The following is an 18,335-nucleotide window of genomic DNA, read 5'->3' as shown; positions in this document are numbered from 1 at the left end:
GATTGCTGCACACACAGGCGTTGTTGGCAGGGGGCCCGCCGGGCCGACGGTCAGGGCTGGGTCAGCACCCAGGCGTCGGGGGCGAGTTGCGGGGGACGGTGGTCGGGTGCGTCGTAGAGCAGGGACAGCCTACGGCCGTGGTGGCCGGCGCTCTCGGGCTCGGCCATCGCCTTGGCCCGCTCCAGGCGCACGACCTCGGGGACCTCGGTGTGGTCCGTGCCGTCGACCAGGGCCAGCAGGTCCTGAGCGATGTGCTCGCCGTGCTCGGCGCGGTGCCACAGCACGGTGTGCACGCCCGCCTGGACGCACTGCCGCAGCAGCGTGCCGTGGTGGTGCGGTGCGCAGCAGACGATCACCGTCCCGGCGTCGCGGTGGACCTCCAGCTGGGCGCGGGCGACCTTGCGGTCGGTGTGCCGGTCGTCGAGGACGAGGCGTTTGGCGTGCGGGAGGGCGGCGGTGCGCTGTTTCCAGCCGGCGTAGCTCTCCCGTGAGCGTTCGGCCGTCCGGACCACCACGCGGCGGGTGATGCCGGGCGCGAACGGGCCGTCCTCGTCGCTGTCGGGCGATTCCCAGGAGTCGACGTCCAGGCCGAGCCAGGCGGACGGCAGGAAGTACTCGACGAGGGCGGTCTCCGGGTCCTCCCGGACCTCGGTGCGCAGCACTCGGCGGATGTCGTCGACCACCTGCTCGCTGTCCGTCTCGGTGTCCCTCACCAGCGCGAGCCGGTGCGACTGGCCGTCGGCGAAGGTCCAGATCTGGTACGTGAAGCGACGGCCGGTGGGGGTGGGCAGCAGCTCCACCTGGACGCGCGGGGCGAGGGCGGCGGGCGCGGGGACGACGACCGCGGGGAGGCCGGGGAAGGCCGTGCGGACGGGAGCGGCGGCGGCCTCGACATCGGCGCGGAACTGGCTGACCGCCGCCTCGTCCACCCCCGACCGGGCGGCCACCCGCTCGACCCAGGCGTCCAGGTCCTCGGCGGGATAGGGACCGGCCGCCCGCTCCTCGACGCCGATCCGGACCACCCCTTGCAGCAGCGGCGGTACGGGCGCGCCGGTGGCGGCGCCGAAGCCTTCGAGTGCGTCCATGGCATCGGCGAGGCCCGTGACGGCGGGCAGCTCCGGGGCGTGCGGCAGGACGCGTTCCAGGAGGGTGCGGGGGTCCGTGCGGGTGCAGTGGGCGAGCAGCCCGGCGAGGTCGCGGCGCTGACGGGTGGTCAGATACTCGCCGGGGCGGACCGTACGGGCGGCGCGGCGCAGCCGTTCCCAGTCCTGGCGGGTGTCGTAGCGGGACGGCCGAAGATGGGGTGCGTGGGGGTCATAGGGGGTGGCGGCCACCGGCGGCTCGTAGTCCCTTACGAGATCGAGGAGTTCGGGCAGGCCGCGGCGGACGCTCGTCGCCAGGCCGACGAGGCGGTCCAGGTCGGCCGCCGGGCCCGCCGAGGGTCTGCCGAGCCGGGCGGCAAGGCGTTCCTCGCAGGCCAGGACCGCCTCGCGGCCGTTGAGGACCCGTTCCAGCGCGGTGAGCAGCTGCTGCACCCCGCGCCGGGCGGTGGGCACCGCCGAGGGCGGCAGCGCGGGGAGTTCGGCCTCGATGGCCGGGACGCTGATGGCGTACATCGTCGGTGGCTGCGCCCCGGGGGCGGCGGCCTCGGGCGCGCGGTGCACGGCCGCGACCAGCCCGACCACGGCCTGGCGTTCGCGGTCCCACAGCGGCCCGCCGCTGAAGCCCTCGGTGACCTGGGCGCCGCCGAGCACGTCCAGCGCGATCCAGGGCGGTGCGGACACCCGGGGCACGGCGCGGACCGTGGGCAGCGGATTGCCGCTGGCCCATAAGGCGATGACCTCGCCCGCGTAGTTGTGCTGGAGGAACGGTGCGGGCTCGGCGCCCTCGGGCGGGGCGTCCGTCAGCTCCAGTACGGCGAGATCACCGTGGTAGGGCACCCGCCCCGGCTCGACCGGATCGCGCCCGGCCGCCCTGGCCCGCGGCGGCACCCACATCTCCCGTACGACCCGGGCGGACAGGTCCCGGTCGGCGGCGACATGGGGCAGCCGGAGCGTGACCGTGTCGCCGTGACCGGGCGTGTCCTGGGTGAACCGCCCCCTGCCCAGGGCGCTGTTGACCACATGGGCGCAGGTCAGGACGAGTCGCTCGGCGACCAGCACGCCCGCCCCGACGGCCCTGGCGCCGTCCCGTACGGAGGCGAAGGACAGCTGGAGCGGGGTGTCCGGACCGGCGCCGGGGATCACGGCGTGGTCCCCCCGGGGTCACCCGCGCCGGCGCCGAGGTTCCATTTGGCGGAGACCTTGAAGCTCGCGTCGCCCTTGCCGGAGAAGACGCCCAGGCGCAGATCGGAGCCGAGCGTGACGCCGAACTCCACGGTGACCTCGTCGGGGCGGTGGCTGCCGCCGGAGATTGAGCGGTGGATCTGGGCGAGGACGCCGCCGAGCGGGCGCAGGGCCTCTTCCAGGGTCTCGCCGCCGCGGGTCAGCGCGCGGCTCATCCGGCTGTCCACGCTGACCGGCGCGGCGGACCCGAAGGCCTCGGGCAGTTCCAATTCACCGTCGGGGGCGGGCGCTTGGTCCGGCACCGCGGCGGACTGCCCGGCCGGCGGCTCCTCGGCCCGCAGCCATACGACGGTCCCGTCATCCATCTTGAGCGCCACGTCCCCCATATCGGCCAGTCTGACATGAGCCGCACGCTCACCGCGCGCACTTTCACGTCACACTTTCCGCATCCGCACCCGGAGCCACCTGGGAAAAGGACGCCGCCGCGGCACCGCCTCAGGTGTGCAGCACGGTGCGCGCCAACTGCCGTGACTGGGCCACCAGTCGGTCCGCGGAGTCCCAGACCTCGGCGTCCTCCTCCAGGAAGCCGCCCGCGAGGTTACGGGTGGTGATGGAGACGCGCAGCGGGCCCGGGGCCGGGCGCCGGCGGATGTGGGCGGTGAGTTCGACGGTGGGGACCCAGCCGGACAGACCGATCTCGAAGGCGGTGGGCGGGAGGGCGTCGACGGTCAGCAGAAGGGAGAGCGGGTCGGGGTCGCGGCCGTCGGCGAGGCCGAACCAGGCGCGCATCTCCCCCTTGCCGGAGGGCGCGCCGACGGCCCAGCCGGCGGTGGTCGGGTCGAGGCGGAGGGCCAGGCGGTCGGTGATGGCCGTACTGCCGGCGATGGCCGGGCGGCCGCCGGGGGCGCTGTCGGCGCCCAGGCAGTGTTCGTACGGGGGGATGGCCGGCGGCTTGGCGGTCGTGCGGACGTCGTCGGGGAGGGCGTCCAGGTCTCCGTACGCGGCGAGCACGCGCAGCCGCTCGACCTCGGTGCCGTCCTCGGTGAACTGCACGAGGCTGGCGGTGCCGGTCGACATCGTGCGGCCGGTGCGGACCACCTCGGTACGGATGACGGCGGGGCCGGGGACGGAGGCCGTCAGGTAGTGGGCGGTGACCGAGAAGGGGTCGGGGTGCGGGAGGGCGTCGCCCAGGGCGCGGCCCATCAGGGCGAGCAGATAGCCGCCGTTGACCGCCTGGATGATCGTCCAGCCGGCGGAGAGGTGCGCGTCGTAGACGCCGGGCGCGCGGCGCGTGACCGCCGTATCGCGGTCGAACTCGCTGTTACCAATGGTCACCGTTGCCATGCCCGGAACGCTACACCGAAAAGTTACCGACCGGTAGTGTCAATTTCAAGCGTCGGAACGAGCACGGTGGGGGCACAAAGGGAACACCTAAGCGGAGGCCGTCGGTCCGCGCCTGCGATGATGCCGCCATGCTGCATGCGCTCTACCTGGTCGGCGTGGCCGCCTTCGCCGCGAGCGGGGTGCTGGCCGCCTACCGGGCCAACATGGACCCCTTCGGCGGCCTGGTCCTCGCCTTCGCCGCGTCGATCTCCGGCGGCACGCTGCGGGACACGATCCTCAATCGGAATCCGGTGTGGACGCACGACTGGGTACTGCTCACGCTGATCATCTGCGTCGGCGTCGGGACCATGATCTATCTGCGGTTCTGGCAGCTGCCGCATAAATCGCTGCTGGTCGTGGACGCGGTCGGGCTGTCCGTGGTCACCGTGATCGGCGCCCGTGCGGCCATCGAGTCGGGCGTCACACCGCTTGCCGTGGTCATCCTGGCCGTGCTGACCGGGGTCGCCGGCGAGGTCATCCGCGATGTGCTGTGCGGGGAGTTCCCGCCGCTGCTGCTGCGCGAGGACGTGTACGCGATCGCCGCCCTGGCGGGCGCCTGCTGCTATCTGGCGCTGGACCGCCTCGGGGTGGGGGCCACCCCCGCCGCCGCGGTCTCGGCGGGGGTGGTCTTCGCGCTGCGGATGGGCGCGGTGTACTTCGGCGTCCATCTGCCACGGCCCCAGCAGCTCGCCGGACGCGGCGGCAAGGACGAGGGGCGGGACGCCGACTAGTCGGGCGGGGCGCCCACTCGACGGGCGGCGTGCCCACCGGACCGGCCGGGCGTCCACTAGGGGGCGGCCGAACGGATTCCCTAGGTGTATTGACCCGCAGCGTTGTTCACGCGGCTGATGGGTGGTTTCCCGTCCAGTGCGGTGTGGCATCGGTGGTGGTTGTAGGTGTGGAGGAAGTCTGTCAGGGCTTCGGTGCGTTGGGTGTTGCTGGTGTAGGGCTGTAGGTATGCCCATTCGTCGAGCAGGGTGCGGTTGAAGCGTTCGACCTTGCCGTTGGTCTGTGGGCGGTAGGGGCGGATGCGTTTGTGGGCGATGCCCGCGGCGGTGAGGGTGCGGGTGAAGTGCCTGGACTTGTAGCAGGGGCCGTTGTCGGTCAGGACCCGTTCGACGGTGATGTCGTGGGCGGTGAAGAAGGCATGGGCCCGCTGCCAGAAGCCTGCGGCGGTCTCTTTGCGTTCGTCGGTGAGGACTTCGCTGTAGGCCAGGCGGGAGTGGTCGTCGACGGCGGAGTGGATGTAGCTGTAGCCGATCACCGGTTTACAGCTTCTGCGCTGGTCGGTGGTGGCCTGGCGGTTGCGGTCGCCGGTTTCTCTGCCGACCGTGCGCCATCCGCCTCCGTCGGGGATGTTGCCCAGCTTCTTGATGTCGACGTGGACCAGCTCGCCCGGCCGGGCCCGCTCGTAACGCCTTACCGGCCGGCCGGTGGGCCGGTCCAGCCAGGCCAGGCGGTGCAGTCCGTGGCGCGTGAGGATGCGGTGCACGGTGGAAGCCGGCAGGCCCAGGACCGGTCCGATGCGGGCAGGTCCCAGCTTGCGGCTCTGCCGCAGTTCGCAGACGCGGGCTTCGGTCTCGGACCCTGTGCGGTGCGGGGTGGTGCGAGGTCTGCTGGAGCGGTCGTGCAGGCCCGCCTCGCCTTCGGCTCGCCAGCGTCGGACCCACTTGTGCGCGGTGGGCCGGGATACGCCCATTTCAGCCGCCACATGAGCCACAGGGCGGCCGGAGCGGACACGTTCGACCAGCAGCCGCCTGCCGAAGACGGTCAGCCGGGCGTTACGGTGGGACACGAAGACCTCCGTACGGTGTAGTCCTAGACACCTCCACCACACCGGAGGTCTTCGCCATGATCAAGCCCAGCGACCGTTAACAACGCTCGTGATCAATACACCTAGGGGATGCCGGCGCCCCCTTCGGGGCCACAACGTGACGGGGGCGGAGGCTATTCCCGGGGGCTCACTTGGCGCCGGACTTGGCGTCAGCCTTGGCGCCGGGCAGGGCCGGACGGCTGTCTGTGTAGAGCCAGGTGTGGAACAGATCGTCCAGCTGCTGGCCGGAGATCTTCTCGGCGAGCGCGATGAACTGGGACGTCTCCGCGTTGCCGTAGCGGTGCGCGGAGGTCCAGGCCGGCAGCAGCTTGAAGAACGCCTTGTCGCCGATCCGTTCGCGCAGCGCCTGCAGCGTCATCGCGCCCCGCTTGTAGACCGCGTTCGCGAACATGGTGTCCCGCTGCGGATCGCCGACCTTGATCTTCCAGAAGGCGTCGTCCGCGGGGACGGAGGCGTACTGCTTGCGGAAGGCGTCATGGGCGCTCCTGGTGCCCCGGTGCTCGTCCCACAGCCACTGCGCGTAGCTGGCGAAGCCCTCGTTGAGCCAGATGTTCTTCCACTGCTTGACGGACACCGAGTCGCCGAACCACTGGTGCGCCAGCTCGTGGACGATGGTGGTCTCGTTGCGTACGGCCGAGTACACCGGCTTGGACTGCACCTCCAGCGAGAAGCCCGCCTGCGGCATGTCGTCGACGACCGCGCCGGTCTCCTCGAAGGGGTACGGGCCGAAGACCTTGGACCAGTAGTCGGTGGCCTCGGCGGTGATGCCGTAGACATCGACATTGCCGGTGGGCAGGGTCGGGTCGGTGGCGACGTAGATCGGGGTGCCGCCGGGGGTGGTGCCCGTCCGGACATCGAACTTTCCGATGGTGGCGGTGGCCAGGTACGTCGCCATCGGGCGGCTCTCGCGCCAGTGGGCGTAGGAGCGGCCGTGCGCCTCGCCGGAGCTGATCAGCCGGCCGTTGGAGACGCCGGTCAGGCCCTTGGGGGCGTCGATGCGGATGTCGTAGGTGGCCTTGTCGCCGGGGTGGTCGCTGGAGGGGAACCACGTCGAGGCGGCGTTGGGCTCGCAGGCGACGAAGACGCCGTCCTTGGTCTTCATCCAGCCGTAGTCGGAGCCGAAGACGATGGGGCCGCTGAGTGCCTCGGGTATGCCGGCATAGGTGACGGAGACGCTGAACCGCTGGCCCTTGCGCAGGTGGGAGGCGGGGGTGACGGTGAGTTCGTCGCCGGATCTGGTGAAGGCCGCCTTCTTGCCGTTCACCTTGACCGACTCCACCCTCAGCTTCTGGAGGTCGAGGTCGAAGGCGCTCAGGTTCCCGGTGGCCTTGGCCTTGATGGTCGTACGGCCTTCCAGGAGGCCGCTGTCGGGGTCGTAGCTGACACCGAGGTCGTAATGCAGGGCGTCGAAGCCGCCGTTGCCCAGATCGGGGAAGTACGGGTCGCCGACTCCGGGGGCGCCGGGCGAGGCGGGGGGTGCGGACGCGGTGGCCGGTGCGGCGGCGATGGTGGCGGCGGAGGCCACCGCCGTGGCGAGGGCGAGCCAGCGGGAAGCGTGACGGGCGGAGCGGGAGAGAGCCATGAGCCGTCCCTTCGGACCTTCGAATCGGGCCTTTGAACAGGACCGTTCGAACACACGGATGATTGAACAACCGTGCCGACTCTGCACCCTCCCGCCCCGCTTTGCCCAGGACTTTGCCAATTCCTCAGCAGTTACAGCTCAGTTGGTGCCCTTTTCGGCGCTCGCCCGCTCCGCCGGCGCGTTCTCCGGGTGGTGGCAGGCCACCTGATGCCCCGTCCGCAGCGCGACCAGCGGCGGCTCGGTGGTGGTGCACTCCTCGGTCGCCTTCCAGCAGCGGGTACGGAACCGGCAGCCGGAGGGCGGGTTGATCGGCGAGGGCACGTCGCCCTTGAGCAGGATCCGGTCGCGCTGGGTGCGCCGCTTGGGGTCGGGCACCGGCACGGCGGACATCAGGGCCTTGGTGTACGGGTGCATCGGCGCGTCGTAGAGCGACTTGCGGTCGCCGAGCTCCACGATCTTGCCGAGGTACATGACCGCGATCCGGTCCGAGACATGGCGGATGACCGAGAGGTCGTGGGCGATGATGACGTACGTCAGGCCCAGCTCCTCCTGGAGATCGTCCATGAGGTTGACGACCTGCGCCTGGATGGAGACGTCGAGGGCCGAGACCGGCTCGTCGGCCACCACCAGCTTCGGCTTGAGCGCCAGCGCGCGGGCGATGCCGATGCGCTGGCGCTGGCCGCCGGAGAACTCGTGCGGATAGCGGTTGTAGTGCTCCGGGCTCAGGCCCACCAGCTCCAGCAGCCGCTGCACCTCCTTCTTCACGCCGCCCTCGGGCTCGATGCCCTGGAGGCGGAAGGGGGTGGAGACGATGCCGCCGATGGTGTGCCGCGGGTTCAGCGAACCGTACGGGTCCTGGAAGATCATCTGGACGTCGCGGCGCATCGGACGCAGCCTGCCCGGGGACAGATGCGTGATGTCCGTGCCCTGGAACTCGATGGAGCCCCCGGTCGGCTCGTCGAGCCGGGTGATCAGCCGGCCCATCGTCGACTTTCCGCAGCCGGACTCGCCGACGACGCCGAGCGTCTCCCCGGGCCGCACGTCGAAGTCGATGCCGTCGACCGCCTGTACGGCCCCGACCTGGCGCTTGAGGAGGCCCTTGGTGATCGGGAAGTGACGGACCAGGCCGCGGACCCGCAGCAGGGGCTCGGCCTCCGGGGACTTCTGCGCCGGGGGCTCCGTCTCCTTCGGGGTCTCCTTCCGGAGATCCTTCTGGCGCGGGATCTTCTTGTTCTGCTCGTCAGTCGTCTCGGTCACAGCTTCGGCGCAATCTCTTCGGTCCAGATACGCTCCCGCTCCTCCGGCGCCATGTGGCAGGCGGAGAAGTGCCCGCCGTCGACCTGGCGCAGTTCGGGGCGCACCGTGCGGGTGAGGTTGTCCTTGGGGACATCCGCGTACGGGCAACGGGGGTTGAAGGCACAGCCGGACGGCACGTTGATCAGGCTGGGCGGCGAGCCCTTGACCGGGATCAGCCGGTCGGTCTGGTCACGGTCGATGCGCGGCATGGAGCCCAGCAGGCCCCAGGTGTACGGGTGCTGCGGCGCGGAGAACACCTTTTCCGCGGGACCCCGCTCCACACACCGGCCGCCGTACATCACCAGCAGGTCGTCGGCCAGCTCGGCCACCACGCCCAGGTCGTGGGTGATGATGATGACCGCCGAGCCGAACTCCTTCTGCAGATCGCGGATCAGGTCCAGGATCTGCGCCTGGACGGTGACGTCCAGGGCGGTGGTCGGCTCGTCGGCGATCAGCAGCTCCGGGTTGTTGACCAGCGCCATCGCGATCATGGCGCGCTGGCGCATCCCGCCGGAGAACTGGTGCGGATGGTCGTCCACCCGCTTGTCCGGCTGCGGGATGCCGACCCGGTCGAGCATCTCGATGGCCCGCTTGCGCGCGGTCTTCTTGTCGACGTCGTTGTGGACGCGGTAGGCCTCCACGATCTGCTTGCCGACCGAGTAGAAGGGGTGCAGCGCGGACAGCGGATCCTGGAAGATCATCGCCATCTGGCGGCCGCGCAGCCGGCGCACCTCGTCGGGGTCGGCGCCGACCAGCTCCTTGCCGTCCAGCCAGATCTCGCCGGACATCGTCACCTTGCTGCGCTGCCGTCGCGAGGCGCGGTGCAGCCCCATGACGGCGAGCGAGGTCACGGACTTGCCGGAGCCGGACTCGCCGACGATGCCGAGCGTCTTGCCCTTCTCCAGGCTGAAGGTCAGCCCGTCGACGGATTTCACCAGGCCGTCGTCGGTGGGGAAGTGCACCTTGAGGTCGCGCACTTCGAGGAAGGCGGAGGCCTTTTGGGGCGTGGCGGGGGCGGCGGGCTCGGCCTTCACGACGGGCTCGGCCTTCGCGGCAGGCTCGGTGAGGCTCTCGGCGTCGGCCTTCTCGGCGCCGTCGGCGTCCTCGGCCTTCTCGGCGTCCCCGGTCTTCTCAGCCTTCACGGCGTCCGCAGCGTCCTCGGCCTTCTCGGCGTCCTCGGCCTTCTGCGGCTCGGCCGCGGCCTTCTCGGCCTGGGCGTCCGGCTGCTTCTCCGGCTTGGCCTCCGGCTGGTTCTCCGGCTTGGCGGCCTCCGGCTGCTTCTCAGCCGTCCCGGCGGCTTCCGCCGTCGCGTTCTTGTCCTCGGAGGAGTCGGTCACGAGAGCCTCACCCGCGGGTCGACGGCGGCGTACAGAATGTCCACCACCAGGTTGCAAATGACGATGAAGAACGCGGCGAGCAGGGTGACGCCGAGAATGTTCGGGAGGTCGTTGGCGTTGATCGCCTCTACCGCGAAGGCGCCGACTCCCTTGAGCGAGAAGACCTGTTCGGTGATCAGCGCGCCGCCGAGCAGCAGGCCCAGGTCCATGCCGAAGACCGTGATGATCGGGGTGAGCGCGGCCCGCAGGCCGTGCCGTACGACGACCTTGCGCTCGTGCAGGCCCTTGGCGCGGGCCGTGCGGATGTAGTCCTCGCTCAGCGTTTCGAGCATGCCCGCTCTGGTGAGCCGGGCGTAGAGCGCGGAGTAGAGGAATGCCAGGGTCACCCACGGGAGCACCAGGGTGCGCGCCCACAGGAAGGGATCCTCCATCAGCGGCACGTAGTCGCTGCGTTCGAAGATCGGCCACTGGTAGGTGAACAGGGCCAGCGCCAGGGCGCCGGTGAAGAACATGGGGAGCGAGACGCCGGCCAGCGCGACGGTCATGGCCAGCCGGTCGAAGAGCGAACCGGGACGCAGCGCGGAGAGCACACCGGTGGCGACACCGGAGACGACCCACAGCACGGCCGCGCCGGCGGCCAGCGACAGCGTCACCGGGAGGCGGGACTGGATCTCCGGCCACACCTCGATATGCGTTTTGAAGGAGTAACCGAAGCACGGCACATGGCACTTGGCCGCTTCCGGACCGAATTTGTAGTCGACGCCGACGAAGATGCCCTTGATGAACTCCCAGTACTGCTCGTACACGGGCTTGTCCAGGCCGAGATTCTTCTTCACCGCGGCGATGTCCGCGGCCGTGGGGGCCTTTCCGATGTACTGCTGGGCAAGCTGGTCGGTGGTCTGCCCGGCCAATTTCGGCAGCAGGAAGAAGATGCCGAAGGTGACCGCGCTGACGATCAGCAGCAGGATCGCTGCGCTGATCAACCTGCGGATGATGTACGAGAACACGGGGATGCGGCGTCGGCGCCGCGGGCCGGCCGGAACCGGCCCGCGGACACCAATGCCTTCACCTGCCTTCCAGGGCTGCTACTTCTTGACGCCGATGTTGAGGTAGTCGTACTCGCCGCTGAAGGCCGAGGTGGACACAAGGTTGGTGGCCTTGGGCGAGCGGTACATCAGGACCTTGAAGTAGGTGATCGGGACGATCACTGCCTGCTCCATCGTCTTCTTGTCGATCTCGCCGTACGCCTTCTCGCGAGCCGCCTTGTCCGGGTTGGCAATGGCGCTGTCGAGCATCTTGTTGATCGCCGGGTCGTCCAGCTCGGAGAGGTTGGCGTTACCGGACTGGCTGATCGCCTTGCCGTTGAGGATCTGCTGCAGGTAGCCGTAGCCGGTCGGGAAGTCCGAGCCCCACTGCATCATGATCAGGCCGACGTTGTTCTTCTTGTTGAACTTCGGCACACCCGCGTAGTCCGAGAAGTACTTGCTCGTCGGGTAGCTCTGGATCTTGGCGTTGATGCCGATCTTCTTGAGCGACTCGATGACCGAGGTCGCCCCGTCCACCTCGTCCTGGCGGTCGTTGCGCGCCAGGATGGTGGTGTCGATCTTGCCGGCGCCGCACTTGTCCCAGTGCTTCTTGGCCTCGGTCAGGTCGAGCTTGTCGCCGCTGTACTTCTGCGGGTACAGGTCGAACTTCTGGTAGCCGTCGAGGTCGGTCGGCAGGACCGTGGAGGCGATCTCGCCGCGTATCGGGCCGCCGAGCGAGGTCTGTACGGCCTTCTTGTCGATCGCGTACTCGACGGCCTTACGGCACTCGATGTTGTCGAACGGCTTCACCTGGGTGTTGATCGCCGTGTAGACGAGACGCTGACCGAGCGCGTTGTCGGTGTTGGCCTTCTCCTTGGGGTCGGTCAGGAGCTGGGCCTGCGTCTGACCGTCGACGCCGCGGCCGGCCAGGTCGACGTGGGTGTTGCCGGACTGAAGGTCCTTGTCGATGGTCGACTGGGCGACCTTCATGTTCAGGACGATCTTGTCCGGCAGCTGCTTGCGCAGCGGGTCGGTCTTGGCGGACCAGTTCGGGTTGCGTACGAGGGTGACCTGCTTGCCCTCCTCGTAGCTCTGGAACTTGTACGAGCCGGAGGAGACCACGGACTTGGTGTAGTCCGCGCCCTTGTCCTTGGCCTGCGGGACCGGCGCGGTCTGCGGGGCGCTGACCAGGTAGTCGAACTCCGCGAACGGCTTCTTGAGGTGGAAGACGATGGTGTGGTCGTCGGGGGTCTCGATGGACTTCAGACCGGCCTTGCTCTTGTCCTTGTACGGACCCTTGTAGCCGCCGTCGTTGTCCTTGAGGAACTGCTGGAAGTAGTTCGGGCCCAGCGAGAGGGTGTCGCGCGCGAAGTTGCTGCGCTCGACCGCGTACTTGACGTCCTGCGAGGTGATCGGCTGGCCGTCGTCGTACTTCAGACCCTTGCGGATCTTGTACGTCCAGGTCTTGGCGCCGTCGGAGGACTTGCCCATCGACTCGGCGAGGTCCGGGGCCAGCTCATTGCCCTTGGCGCCGGGGCCCGGCTTGAAGGTGGTGAGCGGGCGCGCGTAGAGCCGGCTGAAGTTGTAGATGAAGGCGTAGTACGTGTTGCCCGGGTCGAACGACTCGAGGGCGTCGCTGATCGCGTAGTTGACCGTGCCGCCCTTCTCGTCCGAGGCGTTGACGACGCCCGTGGTCGCGGCGTTCGCCTTGCTGTCGCCGCTGTCGGAGCCCTTGCCCCCGCTGCAGCCGGCCAGCAGCAGGCCGGCACTGGTGATGGCCGCGATAGCCGCGACCGGAACTGACCTTCGCATCGTGGTCGGTATCCCCTTCGTTCGTCGAAAACTCAGCACTTCGAAATGCGGTTGAGGCGTCTGGGCGAATGCCGGAAGAAATCAGCGGCTGCGCGGGTCCAGTGCGTCCCTCAGGCCGTCACCGAGCAGGTTGAACGCCAGCACGGTGACGAAGATCGCGAGGCCGGGGACGAGCATGTACTGGGGGTCGACCTCGTAGTACTTGACCGCCTGGTTGAGCATGCCGCCCCAGGACGCCTGGGGCGGCTGGATGCCGACGCCAAGGAAGCTCAGCGCCGCCTCGAAGAGGATGTTGGAGGGGATCAGCAGCGTCGAGTAGACGGTGATCGGGCCCACCAGGTTGGGCAGCAGTTCCCGGAAGAGGATGAACGGCCCGCGGGCACCCATACCGCGGGCGGCGTCCACGAATTCCCGCTCCCGCAGCGACAGCGTCTGCGCCCGCACGATCCGTCCCATGTACGGCCAGTTGAAGAAGCCGATCACGAAGATCAGGACGGAGATGTGCAGCGGCAGGCCCTCCAGGCCGAACGCGCCGCCCTGGAGGGAGGCGGAGATGGCGATGGCGAACAGCAGCAGCGGGAAGGCGAGGAAGACGTCCATCATGCGGCTGATGAAGGCGTCCACCCGGCCGCGGTAGAAGCCGGCGACCACGCCGAGGACGGTGCCGATGGCGACGGACAGCAGCGTCGCGCCGAAGGCCACGATCAGCGAGACCCAGGAGCCCTCGATGATGCGGGCGAGCAGGTCCCGGCCGAACTTGGGGTCCACGCCCAGAGGGTGATCCCCGCTCATTCCGCCGAAGTCGCCCTTGGGCAGCGTGGTGTTCGGGTCGATGAGGTTCTGGTGGGGGCTGTCCGGGTCGAGGCCGAGCAGGGCCTGGAGCGGGCGGGAGAGCGCGGCGAGGACGACGAGCAGGATGACAACGATGGCGCCCGCCACCGCGACCTTGTCGCGCTTGAAGCGCAGCAGCGCGATCTGGCCGAGCGAGCGCCCTTCGATGCGCTTGCTCTCCACGCCTTGCAGCACCGCTTCCGGCTGCGCCTCAGCAGCCGCCCCGGTGGTCTCGATCGGTGCGGTCACGGTGCCTTTGACCCCTCTCGGCCGACGGTGGTCGGCCCACGCCCGCCGCGGTAGCGGCCTGGTTCACATCAGTGGTGCAACGGCCGCGATGGGGCGGCCGAGCAGGTCCATCGGGCATCGCGAAAGTACGTCCGTGGGAAGTGCGGAGGATTCGCGCGACGCCGACTGGGATGGTCGGTCGTACAAAGAGCCGAAGCTCTCTGTTGCCGGAGTCTTCATCCGATTCGCGATCACTCACCAGTCCTCGCGGTGAATGGATGCGCAACTGTGATGTGGCTCGCGGTGTTCCGTTATACGGACGGAAGTAGTGGCTGAGCGGAGCGAATGCCCACGTGAGAGGGGCTCAGCAGGAGGGCACATGGGGCGAATTCACGCCAAGATCGACGCCGGACGGCGGCGTCTGGTGTTGACATGGACGTCAGTACGGGCGCGGGTATCCGTAGCCGTAGGTGGGCGCGGGAGCGGGCGGCTGCCCCGGCGCCTGGCCGTAGCCGTCGCGGTCGAAAAAGGGCCGGGTGGAGGCGCGCATCCACATCGCGACGGGGTCGTACTCGTCGTTCATGGCGACCGTCGAGACGGGCAAACCATCCGGAACGGCACCGATCGACTGCTGAATCATCAGCCGCACGGAGTCCACCGCCGGCTGCCCGGCGTCGTACAGATCCAGCCCGATCGCCAGATACGGGGCACCCAGGGCCGGTTGCACCCAGGCCCGGCGCAACGACCGTACAGCGGGCGTCCGGTGGGCATTCTGGGCAAGCAGGGCATAGAACTGCGGGATGTCGATGACCGGTTCGGAGATCCGCAGCGGCCCGGCCGGCAGCCGGTCGAGGCCGCCGGCGATACGGCGCAGATCCAGCCAGGGGATGCCGACGCCGCCGCCGGGAGCGTGCGGATTCAGCCACAGGCCCCAGCGGTCGGGGAAGAGCGAGGCGGCGATCTCCACGCCGGTGACGAGTTCGTGGTCGCGGTTCCAGCCGGAGGCGGCGAGTTCGGCGGCGGAGGTCACACAGGGCGCATAGCCCAGGCCCTCGACCTCCATGTTTCCGTACTGCGCATCGGGCATTCCGGCGCGGCCCTGCCACAGGAGCATCCAGACCTGGCCGGCGGCGAGCGCGTGCAGCAGCGCCTCATAGGCGTCGTAGCGACCGGGCGAGACCTGCTGCAGCATCTGCTCGACCTGGCCGGCCGCCGCCGCTCCCTGATGCGCACCCGCGCTCACGTGGTCCGTCCCTTCGCATTGGCGGGGCACGTGGGGGTGCGCCCGCCCGTCATCCAACCAGCTTACGAGTGGTCCCGGGCGAAGAAGGGCCGCACGCGCTCCAGCAGCCAGTCGGCGACGGGGTCGCCCTGGGCGATGTCGAGCATCACCAGCTGCACGGGCCAGGGCACCGGCACGGCCCCGAGCGCACGTCCGAGGGCATTGAGCACCGCGTCGCGGGCGGTGCCGTCGTGCAGCGCGGAGGCGGCGGCCTCGACCTGCACTCCGACGAACAGCGCGGGCGTGTCGCCCTCGACACTGGCCAGGGCGCGCCGGGCAGTCAGGACAGTTCCGACACCGGAGAACTCCAGTCCGGCCGCGGCCAGGAAGTCCACCGGCTCTTCCTGCCAGTCCGGTTCGAAGAGCCGCACCCGGCCGCCGCCCGGCAGACCGGCGTCCGCTTCGCCGCGGCCCGGCCGGCACAGTTCGGCCACCGCGGGCGGCGGCAGCGGGACGCCGATGGTGCCGTCCGGATTGACCGCGATCCCCAGCTTCGGCGGCAGCCCGCGGGCGAACTCCCGGGCCGGGGCGACGGTGAAGGACATATGCGACCCGACGACCTTCATGAACTCCTGCTCGGAGCTGAAGACCGGGACATAGGCCGCGCCCTCGATCTCGACCGTCGGCAGGTCCAGTCCACGGGCACCGGGGCCTGCGCTCTCCGGGCCGCCGCCGTTGGGCAGCGGCACCCACACCCGGCTGCGGCCCAGGACCTCCACGATCCGGCCGCCCGCGCCGGGGTGTCCGGCCGCGGCACCGAGGACCTCTTCGAGCTCGTTCGCGGGCCAGGACAGCTGGGGTATCCCCTGGTCCGGGAAGTCCCCGTACCCGGGGCTGCCGCCCTGGTCAGGAAAGCCCCCCTGGTCCGGAAAGCCGCCCTGCGCCGGAAAGTTCCCCTGCTCCGGAAATGTCATCTTCATCCACCCGTTCCGCACCGCGCCTTCAGGCCAACGACCCTAGACGAGGAGGTGGGAGGCGGCGCGTGCGGGGCGGATGCCCGGCCGGACGGCCGGAGGTCACCGGACGCTCAGCCGAAGCCGACCGTCTCCAGCGCGCTGGCCGCCCGCCGGTCCAGCAGCACCACCGAGCCGAACCCCTTGGGCGGCCGCCCCGTTTCGGCCGCACCGACCAGCCCGCCCACCGCGCCCTGGTGCCGCGCGAAGGCGTACCCCGACACCCCGCGCCCGCGCGACTCCTGCCCGGACAGCGCCACCTGGGGCGGCACGTCCAGCAGCACCAGATGCACCCCGCCGCCGCGCCGCCGGGCCGACCGGGCGATCCAGCGGCGCACCCAGGCGAGCGTGCCGCAGTCGTGCACGACCGCGCTGTCGCCGGAGCGGAGCGCGCGGCGCAGCCCGAGATAGTGCGCGGCCCGGACCAGCGGGCGGTAGGCCCCGTACGGCAGCCGGCGCAGCCGGCCGCGCTCCCAGCGTTCGCGGACGTCCTGCGAATCGATGCGGTGCACGGCGGCGCCGCGCGCGTCCAGCGACGGCACGATGCGGTGCATCAGGGTGCTCTTGCCGCTGCCCGGCAGCCCGGAGACCACCACGAGGTCACCCGCCGGAAAGCGCAGCTCGGCGGGACGGCCGCCCGGACCCCGCAGGTCCAGGACGTCGGCGCTGCGGCCGGGCCGTACGACGTCCCGGGGCGCGCGCCGGGGGCGGCGGACGGCCGCCGGCGGTCCTTGGGGGTCGCCCCCCGTCTTCTGGGGAGCGACCCCTGACGTTGTCGCGAATGCGGCTTCACTGTGCACCGTGATCGCCCCTCCCGGTCCGGTTCGGTGCCGGTTCGGCACCGTTCCCACCCCGCAGAGTGTCAAGAAACGGTAATGCCCATCAAGGCGAATGCCGGATCTGTCCTGCTCGTGAGCCGGGTGACGGCCGCCCCTCCTCGATCCGGCGTTCCCATGCAATGATGTCGGCGCCACGTGCGCATCTCTGCTCACCAGGGCACAGCCATCGCACGACCAACTGCATACCGGCCGCTTGAATCCGCGCGGGAGAGTCCCCGGCCGCCATGGCGGGGCGCCGAAGGAGCAAGTCCTCCCTTGAATCTCTCAGGCCCCTATACCGCGCGGGCGAGGCAGATCTGAAAAGCGAGCCACTGCCCGGCTGAGGGGGCGGCTCCACCCAAGGTGCAAACCGGGTCCGTTCGCGGGATCCCGGTGAACCTCTCAGGTTCCGATGACAGATGGGGAGACCGTCTTGTCACCCATGCCTGGGAGCCCAGAACCATGACTGATGCCCCCCGCCGCACCGCGCTGGATGCCACGCACCGCGCGCTCGGCGCGACCATGACCGACTTCGCCGGCTGGGACATGCCGCTGCGCTACGGCAGCGAGCGCGACGAACACGTCGCCGTCCGCACCCGCGCCGGCCTCTTCGACCTCTCCCACATGGGCGAGATCACCGTCACCGGGCCGCAGGCCGCCGACCTCCTCGACTACGCGCTGGTGGGCAACATCGGCGGCGTCAAGACCGGCCGCGCCCGCTACACCATGATCTGCGAGGCCGAGGGCGGCATCCTCGACGACCTGATCGTCTACCGCCTGGCCGACCAGGAGTACATGGTCGTCGCCAATGCCTCGAACGCCCAGGTGGTGCTGGACACGCTGACCGAGCGGCAGGCGGGATTCGACGCCGCGGTGCGCGACGACCGGGACGCCTACGCGCTGCTCGCAGTGCAGGGACCGGAGTCCCCCGGCATCCTCAAGCGGCTGACGGACGCCGATCTGGACGGCCTCAAGTACTACGCGGGCCTGCCCGGCACGGTCGCCGGTGTGCAGGCGCTGATCGCCCGTACCGGCTACACCGGCGAGGACGGCTTCGAGCTGTTCGTCCGGCCGGCGGACGCGGTCGCCCTCTGGGAGGCGCTGACCGAGGCCGGTAAGGACGCCGGGCTGGTCCCGTGCGGGCTGTCCTGCCGCGACACGCTGCGCCTGGAGGCGGGCATGCCGCTGTACGGGCACGAGCTGACCACCGCCACCACGCCGTTCGACGCGGGCCTGGGCCGGGTCGTGAAGTTCGAGAAGACCACCAACAACGGCGACTTCGTGGGCCGGGCCGCGCTGGCCGAGGCCGCCGAGCGCGCCGAGACCACTCCCCCGCGCAAGCTCGTCGGGCTGATCGCCGCGGGCCGCCGGGTGCCGCGCGCCGGTTTCCAGGTCGTCGCGGCCGACGGCACGGTCATCGGTGAGGTCACCTCCGGGGCCCCCTCCCCCACCCTGGGCAAGCCGCTCGCCATCGCCTATGTGGACGCGGCCTACGCCACGCCCGGCACCGAGGGTGTCTCCGTGGACATCCGTGGAACCCATGAGCCGTACGAGGTCGTCGCGCTGCCCTTCTACAAGCGCCAGAAGTAGCCGGGCACCGGCGTCAGAAGCAACGGTTCACCGCGGTAACGGCACCCACTGCCGTCTCACTGTGCAAGACCCCATTCAC

The 18,335-nt window shown here is 70.1% G+C and carries 15 protein-coding genes and 2 riboswitches; of the genes, 2 read left to right on the top strand and 13 right to left on the bottom strand.

The genetic code is table 11. From position 1 onward, the window contains the following. Positions 1-50: 50 nt before the first annotated feature. From AC5677_RS27300 to AC5677_RS27290, 3 genes are all read right to left on the bottom strand, one after another. A complete protein-coding gene (locus tag AC5677_RS27300; RefSeq protein WP_497190570.1) occupies positions 51-2,246 on the bottom strand; it encodes a VMAP-C domain-containing protein in 2,196 nt (731 codons plus the stop codon). Then, positions 2,243-2,671, bottom strand: a complete 429-nt coding sequence (locus AC5677_RS27295) for a CU044_2847 family protein (protein WP_497190569.1) — start codon at positions 2,669-2,671, stop codon at positions 2,243-2,245. Before AC5677_RS27295 ends, AC5677_RS27300 begins: the two co-directional genes overlap by 4 nt. Before the next feature lie 109 nt (positions 2,672-2,780). Continuing rightward, positions 2,781-3,629 (bottom strand): thioesterase family protein, encoded by an 849-nt coding sequence (locus tag AC5677_RS27290; RefSeq protein WP_497190568.1) that lies wholly within the window; start codon positions 3,627-3,629, stop codon positions 2,781-2,783. Positions 3,630-3,757: 128 nt separating this feature from the next. Here AC5677_RS27290 and AC5677_RS27285 point away from each other — a divergent pair, with 128 nt between their 5' ends. Then, positions 3,758-4,399 carry a trimeric intracellular cation channel family protein gene (locus tag AC5677_RS27285; RefSeq protein ID WP_497190567.1) on the top strand — a complete coding sequence of 214 codons (642 nt, stop codon included), beginning with the start codon at positions 3,758-3,760 and terminating at the stop codon, positions 4,397-4,399. A gap of 80 nt (positions 4,400-4,479) precedes the next feature. On the opposite strand, the gene AC5677_RS27280 is transcribed toward AC5677_RS27285, so the two are convergent. From AC5677_RS27280 to AC5677_RS27235, 10 genes are all read right to left on the bottom strand, one after another. Beyond that, a complete protein-coding gene (locus tag AC5677_RS27280) occupies positions 4,480-5,463 on the bottom strand; it encodes an IS481 family transposase (RefSeq protein WP_497190566.1) in 984 nt (327 codons plus the stop codon). A 166-nt stretch (positions 5,464-5,629) separates the two neighbouring features. Further along, positions 5,630-7,084 (bottom strand): M1 family metallopeptidase, encoded by a 1,455-nt coding sequence (locus AC5677_RS27275; protein WP_497190565.1) that lies wholly within the window; start codon positions 7,082-7,084, stop codon positions 5,630-5,632. Between the two features lie 138 nt (positions 7,085-7,222). Then, entirely contained in the window at positions 7,223-8,341 is a 1,119-nt protein-coding gene (locus tag AC5677_RS27270; protein WP_497190564.1) for an ABC transporter ATP-binding protein, read from the bottom strand. Continuing rightward, positions 8,338-9,414 carry an ABC transporter ATP-binding protein gene (locus tag AC5677_RS27265; RefSeq protein WP_497196775.1) on the bottom strand — a complete coding sequence of 359 codons (1,077 nt, stop codon included), beginning with the start codon at positions 9,412-9,414 and terminating at the stop codon, positions 8,338-8,340. The genes AC5677_RS27270 and AC5677_RS27265 overlap by 4 nt, the downstream gene beginning before the upstream one ends. Before the next feature lie 299 nt (positions 9,415-9,713). Next, complete coding sequence (locus AC5677_RS27260) at positions 9,714-10,724, bottom strand: ABC transporter permease (protein WP_497190563.1); 1,011 nt, start codon at positions 10,722-10,724, stop codon at positions 9,714-9,716. A gap of 78 nt (positions 10,725-10,802) precedes the next feature. After that, entirely contained in the window at positions 10,803-12,554 is a 1,752-nt protein-coding gene (locus AC5677_RS27255; protein WP_497190562.1) for an ABC transporter substrate-binding protein, read from the bottom strand. 81 nt (positions 12,555-12,635) lie between these two features. Continuing rightward, entirely contained in the window at positions 12,636-13,634 is a 999-nt protein-coding gene (locus AC5677_RS27250; RefSeq protein ID WP_497190561.1) for an ABC transporter permease, read from the bottom strand. Between the two features lie 418 nt (positions 13,635-14,052). Then, positions 14,053-14,856 carry an enhanced serine sensitivity protein SseB C-terminal domain-containing protein gene (locus tag AC5677_RS27245; protein ID WP_497190560.1) on the bottom strand — a complete coding sequence of 268 codons (804 nt, stop codon included), beginning with the start codon at positions 14,854-14,856 and terminating at the stop codon, positions 14,053-14,055. A gap of 62 nt (positions 14,857-14,918) precedes the next feature. Beyond that, positions 14,919-15,809 carry an enhanced serine sensitivity protein SseB gene (locus AC5677_RS27240; protein WP_497196774.1) on the bottom strand — a complete coding sequence of 297 codons (891 nt, stop codon included), beginning with the start codon at positions 15,807-15,809 and terminating at the stop codon, positions 14,919-14,921. A gap of 113 nt (positions 15,810-15,922) precedes the next feature. Then, the gene (locus tag AC5677_RS27235) at positions 15,923-16,648 is read right to left on the bottom strand and encodes an AAA family ATPase (protein ID WP_497190559.1); all 726 of its coding nucleotides are present in this window, start codon (positions 16,646-16,648) and stop codon (positions 15,923-15,925) included. 233 nt (positions 16,649-16,881) lie between these two features. Beyond that, positions 16,882-16,977, top strand: a riboswitch (glycine riboswitch). Continuing rightward, positions 16,978-17,095, top strand: a riboswitch (glycine riboswitch). It abuts the riboswitch before it with no gap. Positions 17,096-17,128: 33 nt separating this feature from the next. Here AC5677_RS27235 and gcvT point away from each other — a divergent pair. Further along, positions 17,129-18,256 (top strand): glycine cleavage system aminomethyltransferase GcvT, encoded by a 1,128-nt coding sequence (gene gcvT, locus AC5677_RS27230; RefSeq protein ID WP_497190558.1) that lies wholly within the window; start codon positions 17,129-17,131, stop codon positions 18,254-18,256. Positions 18,257-18,335: the final 79 nt, after the last annotated feature.

The organism is Streptomyces sp. JLSY215 (assembly GCF_059682825.1).
The sequence above is the reverse complement of the archived record's forward strand: the minus strand, read 5'-3'. Positions and strand labels throughout refer to the sequence as shown.